12 protein-coding genes and 2 pseudogenes are annotated in these 16,673 nt (G+C 38.5%); 6 read left to right on the top strand and 8 right to left on the bottom strand.

Annotated elements, in window-relative coordinates; genetic code table 11:
- The first annotated feature begins 68 nt into the window (after positions 1-68).
- The 6 genes from lptD to apaH all read left to right on the top strand — a co-directional run bounded on the left by lptD (position 69) and on the right by apaH (position 6,823).
- Complete coding sequence (gene lptD / locus ARADI_RS11860) at positions 69-2,411, top strand: LPS assembly protein LptD (RefSeq protein WP_119712225.1); 2,343 nt, start codon at positions 69-71, stop codon at positions 2,409-2,411.
- Between the two features lie 85 nt (positions 2,412-2,496).
- Positions 2,497-3,798, top strand: a complete 1,302-nt coding sequence (gene surA / locus ARADI_RS11855) for a peptidylprolyl isomerase SurA (RefSeq protein ID WP_119712175.1) — start codon at positions 2,497-2,499, stop codon at positions 3,796-3,798.
- A gap of 5 nt (positions 3,799-3,803) precedes the next feature.
- Complete coding sequence (pdxA, locus tag ARADI_RS11850; RefSeq protein WP_119712174.1) at positions 3,804-4,799, top strand: 4-hydroxythreonine-4-phosphate dehydrogenase PdxA; 996 nt, start codon at positions 3,804-3,806, stop codon at positions 4,797-4,799.
- A complete protein-coding gene (gene rsmA / locus ARADI_RS11845; protein ID WP_119712173.1) occupies positions 4,792-5,601 on the top strand; it encodes a 16S rRNA (adenine(1518)-N(6)/adenine(1519)-N(6))-dimethyltransferase RsmA in 810 nt (269 codons plus the stop codon). Before pdxA ends, rsmA begins: the two co-directional genes overlap by 8 nt.
- A gap of 23 nt (positions 5,602-5,624) precedes the next feature.
- Complete coding sequence (gene apaG / locus ARADI_RS11840) at positions 5,625-6,002, top strand: Co2+/Mg2+ efflux facilitator ApaG/CorD (RefSeq protein ID WP_032114535.1); 378 nt, start codon at positions 5,625-5,627, stop codon at positions 6,000-6,002.
- Between the two features lie 2 nt (positions 6,003-6,004).
- A complete protein-coding gene (gene apaH / locus ARADI_RS11835) occupies positions 6,005-6,823 on the top strand; it encodes a bis(5'-nucleosyl)-tetraphosphatase (symmetrical) ApaH (protein WP_119712172.1) in 819 nt (272 codons plus the stop codon).
- Positions 6,824-7,080: 257 nt separating this feature from the next.
- On the opposite strand, the gene folA is transcribed toward apaH, so the two are convergent.
- The 8 genes and pseudogenes from folA to nudF form a co-directional block, all read right to left on the bottom strand.
- Positions 7,081-7,575, bottom strand: a complete 495-nt coding sequence (gene folA / locus ARADI_RS11830) for a type 3 dihydrofolate reductase (protein ID WP_119712171.1) — start codon at positions 7,573-7,575, stop codon at positions 7,081-7,083.
- A 218-nt stretch (positions 7,576-7,793) separates the two neighbouring features.
- A pseudogene (gene ftsP / locus ARADI_RS11825) lies at positions 7,794-9,210 on the bottom strand (cell division protein FtsP).
- Positions 9,211-9,419: 209 nt separating this feature from the next.
- Positions 9,420-10,154 (bottom strand): 1-acylglycerol-3-phosphate O-acyltransferase, encoded by a 735-nt coding sequence (locus ARADI_RS11820; RefSeq protein WP_119712170.1) that lies wholly within the window; start codon positions 10,152-10,154, stop codon positions 9,420-9,422.
- A gap of 50 nt (positions 10,155-10,204) precedes the next feature.
- The gene (gene parC, locus ARADI_RS11815; RefSeq protein ID WP_119712169.1) at positions 10,205-12,460 is read right to left on the bottom strand and encodes a DNA topoisomerase IV subunit A; all 2,256 of its coding nucleotides are present in this window, start codon (positions 12,458-12,460) and stop codon (positions 10,205-10,207) included.
- 36 nt (positions 12,461-12,496) lie between these two features.
- Positions 12,497-14,392 carry a DNA topoisomerase IV subunit B gene (parE, locus tag ARADI_RS11810; RefSeq protein WP_119712168.1) on the bottom strand — a complete coding sequence of 632 codons (1,896 nt, stop codon included), beginning with the start codon at positions 14,390-14,392 and terminating at the stop codon, positions 12,497-12,499.
- A 96-nt stretch (positions 14,393-14,488) separates the two neighbouring features.
- Positions 14,489-15,077 (bottom strand): annotated as a pseudogene (gene yqiA / locus ARADI_RS11805) (esterase YqiA).
- A complete protein-coding gene (cpdA, locus tag ARADI_RS11800; protein ID WP_119712167.1) occupies positions 15,077-15,916 on the bottom strand; it encodes a 3',5'-cyclic-AMP phosphodiesterase in 840 nt (279 codons plus the stop codon). Before cpdA ends, yqiA begins: the two are co-directional and overlap by 1 nt.
- 104 nt (positions 15,917-16,020) lie before the next feature.
- Positions 16,021-16,668, bottom strand: coding sequence for an ADP-ribose diphosphatase (gene nudF / locus ARADI_RS11795; protein ID WP_119712166.1), 648 nt, complete (start codon positions 16,666-16,668; stop codon positions 16,021-16,023).
- Positions 16,669-16,673: the final 5 nt, after the last annotated feature.

The following is a 16,673-nucleotide window of genomic DNA, read 5'->3' as shown; positions in this document are numbered from 1 at the left end:
GTTAAGTACATTAATTGTTGAACTTTTGCCTACACGATAATATCGATGAAGGAACTACATACAGAATGATGAAAAAAAGTCACCCGACACTACTTGCTACCATGATTTGGATAGCTATTCATAGCCAACAGGCCCATGCTGATCTAACAGAACAATGCATGCTAGGGGTACCGGTATATACTAAACCCATCGTGAAAGGCAATCCCAATGATCTACCCATCCATATCACCGCAAAAGATGTGGCTGGTGAGTATCCTCATTTCATCGAGTATAAAGGTAATGTAAATATTCAACAAGGTAACCAGACTCTCACCTCCGATCAAGTTAAATTGACCCAAACAGAGACGACAAGTAAAAACCCATTGCGTACGGTAGTAGCAACAGGAAATGTACATTATGATGATCCACAAATCATCCTAAAAGGGCCAAAGGCATGGTCAAATCTTAGTAATAAAGATACCAATGTCGAAAAAGGTGACTATTTGATGGTGGGGCGTCAAGGTCGCGGCTACGCAAATAAAATGAAATTGCGCGGTGAAAATCGCTACACCATTTTAGAAAAAGGCATGTTTACTGCCTGCCTTCCAGGTAATGATAGCTGGAGCGTTGTTGGCTCAGAAGTTATTTTAGATCGCCAAGAACAAGTTGCCGAAATATGGAATGCACGTTTTCGCATTGCTAATTTACCTGTTTTTTATAGCCCTTATTTACAATTACCGATTGGCAATAAACGTCGATCCGGCTTTCTACTACCGAATGGTAGTTATTCTAAAGGTTCAGGTTTAGACTTTGCTCTACCCTTTTACTGGAATATTGCACCTAACTACGATGCAACTATTACACCACAATTTATGACCTTCCGTGGCGTAAAACTGAATAACGAGTTTCGTTATCTGACGATTGCTGGAACCGGTACCGTTGCCGTTGATTGGCTAAAACACGACCGCAGTTATATTAAAGATAAAAATAGTGGCAAATATCCCGCTCGTGATAGCGATGATCGCTGGCTTCTATATTGGGGTCATTCGGGTGTACTCAATCAAGTATGGCGTTTTAATATCGATTATACCAAAGTCAGTGATCCAAAATATTTCACCGATTTTACCTCTAAATATGGTAATAGTACTAACGGCTATGCTACTCAAAAATTCAGTGTCGGTTATGCACAACCTAACTGGAATGCAACCTTAACACATAAACAGTTTCAGGTTTTTGTCGATTCACCGGATAGTAAAGCTTACAAAGCTGAACCGCAATTAGACCTAAATTTTTATAAATATGATCTGGGGCCATTTGATCTGAAAACTTATGCCCAAGCAGCGCGTATTACCAGTGTTGGGGCCAATAATCCTAATGCCACTCGGTTACATATCGAGCCAGAATTGAACCTACCATTAGCAAATGATTGGGCCAGTATTAACAATACTTTAAGGGTAATGGCAACTTATTATGATCAGGATATCCCTGACAAACTGGCTAATGGCACGCTAAAAAAATATGTTACTCGCGTCTTACCGTCAGTAACTTCAGATGCGAAACTGGTTTTCGAACGTGACCTGCTAACAAATAGCAATTATGTACAAACGTTAGAACCTCGGGTGCAATATCTTTATGTACCTTATCGCGACCAAAGTGATATTAATAATTATGATTCCTCCTTGCTACGGGCTGACTATAACGGTTTATTCCGTAACCGCATTTATAGCGGCTTAGATCGTATCGCTTCAGCTAACCAATTAACGACCGGTATCACTACGCGTATTTATGATGAAGAATTAACCGAACGATTTAATTTTTCTGTCGGACAAATATACTATTTTGAGCGGCCGAGAACTGAAGATTCCGATTTACCGATTAAAGATAAAAGTAATACCGGTTCATTATTATGGGCCGGTGATACTTATTTACGCTTAACAGATAACTGGGGACTGCGTGGTGGGCTCCAGTATGATAGACGGCTGGGGGATATTACGATGGGAAATGTTGTTACCGAATATCGCCTGGACTCAGATCGTTTAATTCAGCTAAGTTACCGCTTTGTCGATCGCGATTATATTCAAGCAACAGTTAGAAGCGCAGCACCAGCCTTTCAAAAAGGAATTTCTCAAATGGGGGTGGTAGTGAGTTGGCCTTTAGGTGATCGCTGGGGCTTTGTTGGCTCATACTATCATGATCTAAAAGAAAACCAACCCGCCTATCGATTAATCGGTTTACAATATAGTACGTGCTGCTGGTCAATTAATGTGGACTATGAGCATAAAATCGTCGGCTGGCAACAACAAAACTTCAATAGTGACTATGATAATCGCTGGTCAATCAATGTGGAACTAAGAGGCCTAAATAATAATCATAATTTAGGAAGTCAGGAGATGCTCGCTAGTGGTATTTTACCTTATCAACGAGCCTTCTAATAAAAAATTGATATTTTCATCTATCAAATAGAAGAGACCTGAAATAGGATCAAACCTTAATATAATCGAACAAAATGAGAACTTTATGAATTATTGGAGAAAACTGATTATTGGCTTGTTGTTCACAGTCAGCACTACCACACTAGCTGCGCCACAACCATTGGATAAAGTGACTGCTATCGTTAATGATGGCGTTGTGCTACAAAGTGACGTAGATAATATGCTAGATATAGTAAGAATAAACGCCAGAAATGCAGAACAACAAATTCCCGATGAAAATGCATTACGTCACCAAATATTAGAACGCTTGATCATTGACAAAATTATTATGCAAATAGCCGAAAAAATGCAGATCCAGATCCCTGATCAAGCAATAGGTGCTACTATTGCCAATATTGCAGCCCAAAATAGATTAACGGTTGGCCAATTACAGCAACGATTGTCAATGGATGGTATCAATTTACAAAATTACCACAGCGATGTTCGTAGAGAAATGATGATCACAGAAGTACGTAATAATGAGGTTCGTCGACGGATAACCGTCCTGCCGCAAGAAGTAGACTCACTGGCTGCCCAACTTAATTCACAAGCTGGCCAAGATGCTAATGTTAAGTTAAGCCATATTTTGATCCCATTACCAGAAAATCCAACTAATGAACAAAGTCAGTCAGCAATGGCCACGGTAAATAAAATTATCGCCCAATTAAAGAAAGGCGCTGATTTTGGTAAGCTGGCCATTACTTACTCTGCCAATCCTAATGCTTTAAAAGGCGGGCAAATGGGCTGGAGTAAAGTTGAAGAATTGCCAACCGTTTTTGCTCAACGAATTCAGCATGCTAAAAAAGGCGATATCATTGGACCTATACGTTCTAGTGTCGGCTTTCATATCTTAAAAGTTAATGATATACAAAGTGGCAATATGCCGATTTCGGTTACTGAAGTGAAAGCTCGCCATATACTTATTAAACTTTCACCTATTATGAATAGCGAACAGGCATATGCAAAAATACAACAAATTGCACAGCAAATTAAAGCAGGTCAAATAACCTTTGCCGAAGCAGCTAAAAAATACTCACAAGATCCTGGCTCTGCATTACGTGGTGGTGAACTTGGCTGGAATATGCCCAATGTTTATGATCCAGCATTTCGTGATGATTTAATGCGTTTAAATAAAGGTGAAACAAGTCAACCAATCCAGTCCTCTTTTGGCTGGCATCTTATTCAGCTGGAAGATACTCGCCAAATTGATAAAACCGATGTAGCCCAGAAAGATCATGCCTATCGTCTATTATTCAATCGTAAATTTAACGAAGAAGCGCAAATTTGGATGCAAGAACTACGCGCATCTGCCTATGTAAAAATTCTTAATGATAGCGATGCACAGTAATCTTTATGGAAAAAAAAACTAATACTATCGTTCTCACCCCCGGTGAACCGGCCGGGGTAGGTCCTGATCTTTTGATCCAACTCGCTCAACAAAATTGGCCGGTTAGATTAGTTGCTTGTGCTGATCCAGACCTGCTAATAAGCCGAGCAGATCAACTTGGCTTAGAATTAGGATTAACTATCTATTCTCCAGGAGCTTCGAATAACAACCAAGCTACCAAAACATTAACCGTGTTACCAATAAAATTACCTGCGCCGATGAAAGCAGGACAACTTAATAAACGAAATAGCACTTATGTAATAGAAACACTTAGCCGCGCCTGCGATGGCTGTATGACTGGTGAATTTTCAGCATTAGTTACCGGCCCTGTTCATAAAGGAATTATCAATGATGCAGGTATTCCCTTTACCGGGCATACTGAATTTTTTGCTGACAGAAGTAAAACAAAAAAAGTCGTCATGATGTTAGCGACAGAAACATTGCGTGTTGCGCTAGCAACAACCCATTTACCTCTCAGACAGGTTCCCGATGCAATTACTTTTCAAAGCCTACAAGAAATTATTTATATTTTAAATGAAGAGTTAAAAGATAAATTTGGCATTAAAACACCCGCCATTTATATCTGTGGATTAAATCCTCATGCTGGCGAAGGCGGACATATGGGACATGAGGAAATCGATACTATCATCCCAGTTATTGAGAAATTGCGTCATGAAGGATTGGAGCTTTATGGCCCTTTCCCAGCGGATACCCTATTCCAACCCAAATATCTGAAACGAGCTGATGTGATTTTAACTATGTATCACGATCAAGGTCTGCCTGTGCTAAAATATCAAGGTTTTGGCCACACGGTAAACATTACTTTAGGCTTACCCTTTATTCGTACATCGGTTGACCATGGTACAGCGATCGCGCTAGCAGGAAGTGGGCAAGCAGATGTTAACAGTTTTATAACCGCCTTAAAATTAGCTATTAGCATGATACAAAATAACAATGAATAAACGAATCCATCAAGTGCACTTTGCCCGTAAGCGCTTTGGGCAAAATTTTTTAACTGACCCATTTGTTATTGACAATATGGTCACTGCTTTTAACCCAAAGCCTGATCAAGCTATTGTTGAAATTGGCCCGGGTCTAGGCGCCCTAACATTACCTATTAGTGCACTTATAGAGAATATGACGGTAATCGAGTTAGATCGTGATCTTGCCGCCCGTTTAGTGACAAACCCTGCGCTGAGTGCCAAACTAACAATTATACCAAACGATGCAATGACGATTGATTTTAGCACAATAGCGAAAGAAAAAGGTCAACCCCTTAGAGTGTTCGGTAATCTTCCTTACAATATTTCAACTCCGCTAATGTTCCATCTTTTTACATATACTAATGCTATTGCTGACATGAATTTTATGCTACAAAAAGAGATTGTAAATCGCTTAATCGCAGGACCAAATACTAAAGCATATGGTCGCCTTAGCGTTATGGCGCAATATTATTGTCAGATAATCCCTCTCTTAGCAGTACCGCCTTCGGCTTTTACACCTGCGCCAAAAGTGGATTCAGCTGTCGTGGGTTTAATTCCTCATCAACCAAACCCTTACCCTATTTGTGATGTCAAATTATTAAGTCGTATTACTGCACAGGCATTTAATCAACGACGTAAAACTACTCGTAATAGTTTAAGTGATTTATTTAGCGTGCAAGATTTTGAGCAATTAGGTATTGATCCAAATTGTCGCGCTGAAAATATTTCAGTAGAAAATTATTGCAAGTTAGCCAGCAAATTGGCTAAAACCACTCGCTAATAGTGATAAACTTTGGGGGCACTATGCTAAATGAACCTAACATCTGTATACAAGTTCAAAGTGTCTATATTGAAAATCAATCTTTACCGGAAGAAGCCAGATTTGTTTTTGCCTATACGGTTTCTATTCGCAATCTCGGCCGCACACCGGTACAGCTAATAAGTCGCTATTGGTTAATTACCAATAGTGATGGTAAACGTACCGAAGTACAAGGACAGGGCGTGGTAGGAGAGCAACCTATCATTCAACCAAGCGCCGAATTTCGTTATACTAGTGGTGCTATTATAGAAACGCCCATGGGAACCATGGAGGGTCATTATGTGATGTTAGATAATGATGGTAAAAATTTTTATGTTGATATCCCAGTCTTTCGTCTTGCTATCCCAACAGTTATAAACTAATTATGGCTACTTATCTTATAGGAGATATTCACGGTTGCTATCGTGAACTTAAAACACTTCTCAAACAAGTGAAATTTGAACCACAAAAGGATGTTTTATGGCTCACCGGTGATCTCGTCTCCCGTGGCCCAGATTCACTCAAAGTTTTACGTTACATTAAAACATTAGGCTCATCCGTCAGAATGGTTCTAGGTAATCATGATCTCCACCTTATCGGTGTATATGCCAATATTAGCCATAATAAACCCAAAGACAAACTGAAAAAATTACTGACAGCGCCTGATGCTGATGAATTAGTTAATTGGTTACGACGTCAACCATTATTACAAGTTGACAATAAGAAAAAAATCATCATGGCACATGCTGGGATCACAACACAATGGGATTTAGCAACAGCACAGATGTGTGCCAAAGAAGTAGAGGCTATTCTTAGTAGTGATAGCTATCCTTTATTTATCGACTCCATGTATGGTGATATACCGAACAACTGGTCACCTAATCTAACAGGGTTATCCCGTTTACGCTTTAGTACCAACGTTCTAACTCGTATGCGTTATTGCTTTCCTGACGGTCAGTTAAACATGACCTGGAAAAATAAACCTGAAAACACACCTCTTCCTTTAAAGCCTTGGTTTGATCTGCCGCGAAAAATATCACCAGAATATGCCATTATTTTTGGTCATTGGGCTTCCCTTGAAGGAAAAGGAACACCTGAAGGTATTTATGGGCTTGATACCGGTTGTTGCTGGGGAGGAAAACTAACTTTATTACGCTGGAAAGATAAAAAGTATTTTCACCAGCCTGCATTTACCAAAAGATAACCAACACTATGCGTATTCTGCTATGCAACAGATAATAGAATATAAGTAATAAATTAATTAATTTTGTTTAATATGACTAAAATAATAGCTATAAAAGCTATTTGAATAGACCCTTATTTATAAATATTTGACTTAAATTATTTAATCAATAATACAAATTTAATTTTTATTTATATATTTAACATCCCCTAATTCAAATTAATAATAAAAACCCGAAGTATTAGCCTTCGATTTTTTATTACCAGCAAGAATATCTCTTAGCTTTGTGAGCGACGTTCTAATATTTCAAAACAATAATTATGAGAATTTTTATCGTCTGCTTCATGGTATTCAGTAAATATAGAGTCCCACTCATTAGGCTCATAAACAGGAAAATAGGTATCACCAATCACTTCCGCATCTACATGCGTTAAATAAAGACAATTCGCCAGAGGTAAGAATAATTCATAAATTTTTCCCCCGCCTATAATCATTATTTCTTCTACTTCTTCTGCTGCAGATAGTGCCTCATCAACTGAGTTAACCCAAACAACGCCATTATCATCACTCGAATCAGTATGACTAAAAATAATATTCAAACGTTGAGGTAAAGGTCTACCTATAGATTCATAAGTTATACGTCCCATTATAACAGGCTTATTTAACGTATTACGCTTAAACCAGGCTAAATCACCGGATAACACCCATGGCATGTTATTTTCCAAACCAATCACCTGATGCGCAGCCATTGCTGATATTAAACTAATATTCATTAAGTCACCATATTGGCATAATAGAAAATTGGATTTTACATTTAATAAATCCAATCACTCTTCGATAAATCTACATTTTTATAAAAACAATCAAATTATTAATTACTATTATATAGATAATTTTAAATAATAAATAACGCCGAAATAACAAAACATAAAATAATACAATTACTTTTTTTATAATCAGCCACAAAAATATTCTATATTATAGAAATAAATTAAGCTGATGGATTGATCACCATCTGCACAACTGAGCCTTTATCAGCTTTCTCTAAATTTTGACTAAAATACAAAAAAGGAAAATGATCATAAGACGGTTGTAGCATATTAACTAATAATTCACTGTATCCATTTATCCATACTGTATCTTTCCAGCCATAATCTTCCGGCCCTGGTACAACGCCATTATGATTAATAACTTTGAAACGAACACCTTCAATATGAAATGCTTGCGGCTCATGCGCTTTTATCGTCCAGCGTTCCCATGCTCCCTGTTGAGTGATTAAGTCAATACGATTTACATCCCGCATCATACCATTAATGCCAAAAGGTTTGCTAAGGATCACTTCACGATTACGGATCGTCGATGTGATTTGGCTCGTGTCATTAACCAGAGTCTCTGGTAAATTATCTGTTACTAAGGATAATAATCGTGAAGAACAAATGGTTAAAACTTTGGTTGAATTTAATAAAGTTGACGGTTAGAAAAGTCCTTTAATACGATCCATAACCCCTGCTGCTCTTCCAGCCGTTATCGTCAATAACTCTATTTTGGACATATCAATCAACACTTCTCGACACTCGCCAGGCGCCATAGGTAATCTTTCGATACTTACTGGAGCAGGTAGCAGCCCTTGATCACTACCTATCAAATTAAAATGGCCGCTTATCACTGATTTCCAATATATAAACCCCTTGAATTTGATGCATTAAGCAGCCGTAAGCGTAGCCAGCCGTGAGCAACTTTAATATACGGCTCCTGCACACCATTAACTAATAAAGTATCACCTAAAAAACCTTCAGCTGTTGCTTTATAGTGCGTGCGCCAAAACTATCTAGTCGTTTATCTTGCATAATAATAGGAAAATCATCAACACCGTAATGATTAGGAATATTTAAATTCTTACTGGTTTTATCTGACACAATCCACATACCAACCAAGCCATCATGAATTTATCTTGCCATCTTGCCTGGTGTATTAGCATGATACCAACAGGTCGCAGCCGGTTGACGGATCGGCAGTACCGGCGACCAATCAATATTGGGTGACATTAATCTTGCCGCCCCACCAATTTGAGTTCCTGTAACTTGCAACCCACTGACTGTCATAGCTACTTCTTCAGAAAGTCGATTGCTATATACCAATTTCAAATCACTACCATTTTCTACTCGAATGGTTGGCCCCAAATAATAACCATTGTAACAAATAGTATTAGTGCGGTGGCTACCATTAAAAGACCAATAAGATTTTTTCAAAGTAAGAAACAGCGGTTGACCAAAATGAGATTCCAATAAAGGTGGAATTGGCAATAATGGATACCCTTCATTTTTCTCTGCTCTAACCGTAGCAGGAAGCATAAAAACACTAATAGCTATACTTAATAGCTTAAGAAATCGACGCCGACTTAGTGACATATCTTCTCCACAAAATCATTAATAAGCTAGCGCCATTTATTGTTCATCCAGGAAAGATCCTTCTCTTACTATCTGCTAGTAATTGTATTATCACAATTGTTTGATAACTATATTCCATTTAAACGATAGATTGATACAACGCCAAATATTAATATATTATTAAATATGACGATTTAGAATCTAATTTGCTTGAAAAATGAACTTAAACTTTATTTCATTTTTTGTTCTATTTCTGCCGCTTCTTTATTTAATTCTGTAATCTTAGCTTTGAATAAATCATAGCAATATTCTGCTAATTCACGCACGTTTTCCCGATTATACTTTTTTGTATCAACAGGAGGTAGCATTTCGACAATCACTACTCCATTATTCCAACGATTCAGTTTAATGCGCCTTTCTGTTTCAGATAAACAGACTGGTATTATCGGAACCCCAGCTGCAATTGCTGCATAAAATGCACCTGTTTTAAATGGCAGTAAACCTCGACCACGACTACGGGTTCCCTCAGGAAACATCCAAACAGAAATTTTCCTTTTTTTAATCTGCTTAACAACCTGTGAAATTGTATTGTGCGCTTTAGTTCGATTAGCCCTATCAATGAGAGTATTACCGGCCAACCAATATAGTTGACCGAAAAAAGGGATAAATACTAAGCTTTTTTTTCCAATAGTAACGGTATTTGGCTGTACTGCATTTGACATAGTTACCATATCATAGTTATTTTGATGATTACCGATATAAATACTGGGACCGTAATCTTTCGCTTCAGAAGGCACCCGATTAATAATGGTAATACCAAAAACATAAGATAATTTGCCAAACAGTCGGCCAAAGCGCATAACATGGTGTGGATTTCTTGGACTAAATAAGCAATAAAAACAACCTAACACGCAAACCAATATCGTAAATAGGATCACAATAATAATACGAACAATAGCTAACATATTTACCTCAACTAATAAGTAACTTCACACATCTATAAAAAAATCAAAAATTATCCATTACTAGGAGGAGTTACTTCTATACGCTCAATACTCTGTAATCCACGAGGTAATGAAGAACCTTTACGACCTCGTTCAGCACGATATTTTTGCAAATCTTCTGGATTTAATTTCAGTTTTCGTTTGCCAAAATAGAGGGTAATTGAAGACTGAGGCTGCAAAAACATTAACCAAACTAGCAAATCCTCTCTACTGGCTGATTGAGCCGCTGCAATATTAATAATTTTATTACCTTTACCTTTAGAGAGCTGCGGGAGATCACTAACAGGAAATATTAACATTCTCCCTGCGTTAGTAATTGCCAATAATAAATCTTGCTGTTCATTATTGACTTCTAATGGCGCCAGTACCTTTGCATTATTAGGTAAGGTAATTAATGCCTTACCTGCTTTATTTTTTGCCACTAAATCGCTAAAAGTACAAATAAAACCATAACCTGCATCCGATGCTAACAAATATTTTTGTTCTTCGGGAGCAGTCAATACATGTTCAATCGTTGCGCCAGGTGGTAATGCCAATTTACCAGTAAGTGGCTTTCCTTGTCCGCGGGCAGAAGGAAGATCAAGTGGATCAAGGGAATAACTACGTCCAGTACTATCAAGGAAAACAACCGGTTGATTCGTTTTGCCCCTTGCTGCGCTACGGAAACCATCTCCGGCTTTATAGTTAAGATTAGTCGGATCAATATCATGGCCTTTTGCGCTTCTCACCCATCCCATAACAGAAAGAACAATAGTAACCGGCTCAGAAGGCAAAATATCATGTTCATTCATGGCTTTTGCTTCAATACGCTCCTTAAGTGGTGAGCGACGATTATCACCATAAGTTTGGGCATCGGTTTCAATTTCTTTTTTGATCAAGGTGTTTAAACGACGCTCAGAGCCTAAAATAGCTTGCAGTTGATCACGCTCTTTAGCTAATTCATCTTGCTCACCACGTAATTTAAATTCCTCTAGTTTAGCCAAATGACGCAATTTCAATTCCAGAATAGATTCAGCCTGAGTTTCTGAAAGCGCAAAACGGGACACTAGTACTGCTTTAGGCTCATCTTCATTACGGATAATATGGATAACCTCATCTATATTAAGATAAGCTATTAATAAGCCGTCAAGGATATGTAAGCGTTTTAATACTTTTTCTAAACGATGATTTAAGCGATTACGTACGGTTTCTCGTCTAAATAATAACCATTCATTTAAAATTTCTACCAGTCCTTTAACTGCAGGACGATTATCCAGGCCAATCATATTCAAATTGACCCGATAACTTCTTTCTAGATCGGTCGTGGCAAATAAATGTGTCATCACTTGTTCTAAATCAATCCGATTACTTTTAGGTAAAATCACTAAACGTGTTGGATTTTCATGATCTGATTCATCACGTAGATCTTCTACCATCGGTAATTTTTTGGCACGCATTTGTAAAGCTATCTGCTCCAACACCTTAGCACCTGAAACTTGATGAGGTAATGCAGTAATAACGGCATTGCCATCATCCATTTCCCATACAGCACTTAACCGAATAGAACCACGGCCTGTTTGGTAAATTTTTTGAATATCTTCTTTTGATGAAATAATTTCTGCTTCTGTTGGATAATCAGGCGCGGGAATAAAACCCATCAACATTTTAAGATCAGCTTTTGGATTTTCCAGTAAAGCAACTAACGCGCTTGCTACCTCACGAGCATTATGTGGCGGTATATCGGTCGCCATACCAACGGCAATTCCTGTCGTGCCATTTAGCAGAATATTGGGTAATCTTGCCGCTAGTGTTTTGGGTTCGGTTAATGTTCCATCAAAATTAGGTGTCCAGGATACCGTTCCCAATCCTAATTCACTGAGTAGCGTTTCAGCATATTTTGACAATCTTGACTCAGTGTAACGCATAGCAGCAAACGATTTAGGATCATCAGGGGCTCCCCAGTTTCCCTGACCATCAACTAATGGATAACGATAGGAAAATGGTTGTGCCATCAATACCATGGCTTCATAACAAGCGCTATCACCATGCGGATGATATTTTCCTAATACATCACCGACTGTACGAGCTGATTTTTTATACTTAGCGGCATTACTCAAACCAAGTTCAGACATGGCATAAACAATTCGGCGCTGAACATGTTTTAACCCATCACCAAGAAATGGCAATGCTCTGTCCATGATGACGTACATGGAATAATTGAGATAGGCATTTTCGGTAAAGGTATAAAGTGGTTGCTGCTCTACACCATCGTGAGTTATCTCACTCATTCATTTGATTCCTTAATCTCTGGTTAACAGTGTCGATTACACTTCAATTTCTATCTCATCGCCTTTATCTTGTAACCAATTTCGACGATCTTCTGCCCGTTTTTTCGCCAATAACATATCCATCATCGCTAGTGTTTCTTGATAATTCTCATCATTAATAATGAGCTGCACTAAACGTCGTGTATTGGGATCAAGTGTGGTTTCGCGTAATTGAGTCGGATTCATTTCGCCTAACCCTTTAAAGCGCTGGACATTCGGTTTGCCGCGCTTATAACTTAGTTTGTCGAGGACCGCCGCTTTTTCACCTTCATCGAGTGCATAATAGACTTCTTTACCTAGATCAATACGGTATAAGGGTGGCATAGCGATATAAATATGGCCTGCTTTTACTAAAGCGGGAAAGTGGCGAACAAAAAGGGCGCAGAGTAAGGTTGCAATATGCAATCCATCTGAATCTGCATCGGCAAGCACACAAATCTTACCATAACGGAGTTGGCTAAGATCATTACTATCTGGATCAATACCAATAGCTACTGAAATATCATGGACTTCCTGTGAAGCTAAAACCTCATCGGAAGAGACTTCCCAAGTATTCAATATTTTCCCTCTTAGCGGCATAATCGCCTGATATTCACGATCACGAGCCTGCTTAGCCGAGCCGCCAGCTGAATCTCCTTCAACTAAAAATAGCTCAGTAAAATTAAGATCTTGAGAAGTACAATCGGCTAACTTGCCGGGTAACGCAGGCCCGCTGGTCAGTTTTTTGCGCACAACTTTTTTCGCTGCTCGCAGACGCCTTTGTGCACTTGAAATGGTGAGTTCCGCTAATTGCTCAGCTTCTTGAACATTTTGGTTTAACCACAAACTAAAAGCATCTTTTACTACCCCGGAAACAAACGCAGCACTCTGGCGAGAAGAAAGACGTTCTTTGGTTTGGTCGGCAAATTGTGGATCTTGCATTTTGACTGATAAGACATAAGCACAGCGTTCCCAAATATCATCACCTGTCAATTTCACACCACGCGGAAGTAAATTACGGTATTCACAAAACTCCCTCATCGCATCCAGTAAGCCCTGGCGTAACCCATTAACATGGGTACCCCCCTGTGCGGTTGGAATAAGGTTAACATAACTTTCGGTTAATAGTTCTCCACCTTCTGGTAACCAAAGCAGGGCCCAATCGACCATTTCTATTTGGCTGGCAAAACTACCAACAAACGCTTTCTCAGGTAAAGTAACTAAACCGTTCACTGCTTCCATTAGGTAATCGGTCAAACCATCGTTATAACGCCATGTCTGCTTAGTATTATTTATTTTATTCTTAAAGACGATTTCAACACCAGGGCATAGCACAGCCTTGGCTTTTAATACGTGCACTAAACGCGAAATGGAAAAGCGTGGGTTGTCAAAAAAATGGCTATCAGGCCAAAAACGGACACCGGTACCAGTCGTGCGTTTAGCACAACTACCAATTACCTCAAGTTCCTGAACTTTTTCACCATTTTCAAAAGCAATTCGGTATATTTGGCTATCACGACTAACAGTTACTTCAATACGTTTTGACAATGCATTGACCACTGAAATACCAACACCATGTAGCCCGCCAGAAAATTGATAATTTTTATTAGAAAATTTTCCCCCGGTATGTAACTGCCCCAAAATCAGCTCTACAGCCGGTACCTTCTTTTCTGGATGAATATCAACCGGCATACCTCGGCCATCATCAATCACTTCCAGTGACTGATCTTCATACAAGATTACATCGATACGTTTAGCATAACCGGCAAGGGCCTCATCCACGCTATTATCAATTACTTCCTGTGCCAGGTGATTTGGTCGAGAAGTATCGGTGTACATGCCTGGGCGACGACGTACAGGTTCTAAACCACTGAGGACCTCGATTGCCTCTGCATTATAACTAGATTGAGTCATATTATTTTCTGCGGTAATTGACGATTAATTAGGCAAATAAATGCTGAGATACTGATGATAATAACAGTCATTTAGCTATTTTGGATAATTTTTTACTTATTTTGTCTTTGCCAAAGCTAAAAAACGCATAATTTGTGGAAAATAGTAATCAAATCCAACAAAAGCATGGTTACCTCCTGGCGCTATTATTTGCTTACACTCCATAAGATAGGTAACAGCTTGCCGATAGTCCAATATTTCATCACCTGTTTGTTGCAGTAACCAAATCAAATCAGGCGCGGTTAATGATGCATCAATTTGTATTGCTTGTAGTTCATTTAAATGGTGGTATTGTAAAATGTAGCGTTCCTTTGTATAAGGATTGACTTGCTCACCTAAATACTGCTCAAACAAATCAAAAAGGACGTACCGCTGGATTGACAACCACAGCGGGTAAATTAAATTTCTGCGATAACCAAATAGCAAAATAACCGCCCAATGAAGAACCTAGCAACCCAATCTGCTCTCCCGCATGGGCTGCTACGAGATTCTGTAACAACTCAATCGTTTCTGCTGGATAACAAGGAAGCTGGGGTATCAACATATTAACTGCTGGATGTTGTCGCTCTAGCCAAGTTTTTAAGCTATTTGCCTTCTGCGATAAAGGGGAACTATTAAAACCATGTATATAAATTAATGTTGACATTAATAACCACCTGAATCGAAATCTGGGCGAAATTTATCACTATCCAATCTGAAAACTTGTGTATCCAACACATTTTCACCGTTATCATTGATAGAAAGATCAAGATAACGCCACCCCGGTGCCATTGTATCTAATGTAAAATTAGTACAATGAGGTTTAAATTGTATACAGGTTGATGGTGTTGCCATCATGCGAACCCCTTGCCAATATTCATCTATTTCTTGATGAATATGTCCACATAAAATCGCTTTAATTTGTTGATATTGATTTAAATAGTCAGCTAAAATATGAGAATTACGCAAGCTATATTGATCAAGCCAGGTACAACCCGATGGCAAAGGATGATGATGTAACATTAGTAAATGACTACGTTCCGTATATGCATCAAAACAGCATTTCATCCATAACAGCTGTTGCTTAGATAATTTTCCATGTACAGCACCTTGAAGTTGGCTGTCCAACATAAGGATTTGCCAATTATCATTAATTAGCACCTGCTTAGAGGGTAAAATTCCTGCTTTTGCTAAAGTAGCAACCATTGCCGGTTGATAATCGTGATTGCCCGGCAACCAAACACAAGGAACGGATAACCGTTTGATCCCTTCAGCAAAATGCTGATAAGCTGATGCTGATTGATCTTGAACCAAATCACCGGTAGCAACAACCAAGTCAACATTTTCATTGCGCGCTAAAATTGCATCAATTACTGCATGAAAACTACCAAAAGTATTGACGCCAAGTAAAGTATCATCAACATTAGCAAAAAGGTGAGTATCGGTAATTTGCAAGATCCTCACCAGGCTTTTTTGCTTTGTTGTTAATTTAAACAGACTATCCAAGCAATTTCCTTAGTTTCTACCTACTTTATACGTTATTTTAACATTAATACTTTATTAATATCTGTAGGCTGATACACACTTCTTTTTCATGTTATGACAAACCGTTATTTTAAGTTCTTCAACCAGTTATTTTTCAACCTAAGATGATTTAATTGTAACCATTGTATTGCGATTACGGTAGCCGCATTATCAATTACCCCTAACTCCATCCATTGATAAGCTTGTTCACGACTAACAACATGGACACGAATATCTTCATTTTCACTGCTTAATCCATGTACACTTCCGGGTTTGATAGCAGATGCATCAATTTCACCGATATGAACATAAATACGCTCAGTTGTACCACCCGGGCTGGTAAGATAACTTAGAGCATAGTAACAACGCTGAATGGTAATACCCGCTTCTTCTTTTGCTTCACGACGAACTAGCTGTTCTAAATTTTCATTTTGTTCTAACATGCCAGCAATAACTTCTAACAACCACGGTGTTTCACTCGTATCCATCGCCGGGATCCTTACTTGTTCAACTAACACTACCTTATCAAGACAGGGATCATAGGGTAAAATAACGCCGGCATTACCCCGTTCCAAAACTTCTCGCCGAATTTCCTTGCTCCAACCACCATTAAACAACTTATGTCGAAAACGGTATTCAACAAAACGAAAAAAACCATTATAAAGATCGAATTTAGCGGTAATTTCCACATCATTTTGGCTAAACTTGAAGGGTAAATTTTTTTTATCGCTCATAGAAA

This window comes from Arsenophonus endosymbiont of Aleurodicus floccissimus (genome assembly GCF_900343025.1).
Lineage (GTDB): Bacteria > Pseudomonadota > Gammaproteobacteria > Enterobacterales > Enterobacteriaceae > Arsenophonus.
Note: the sequence above shows the minus strand (reverse complement) of the source record. Positions and strands in the feature narration are given on the sequence as shown.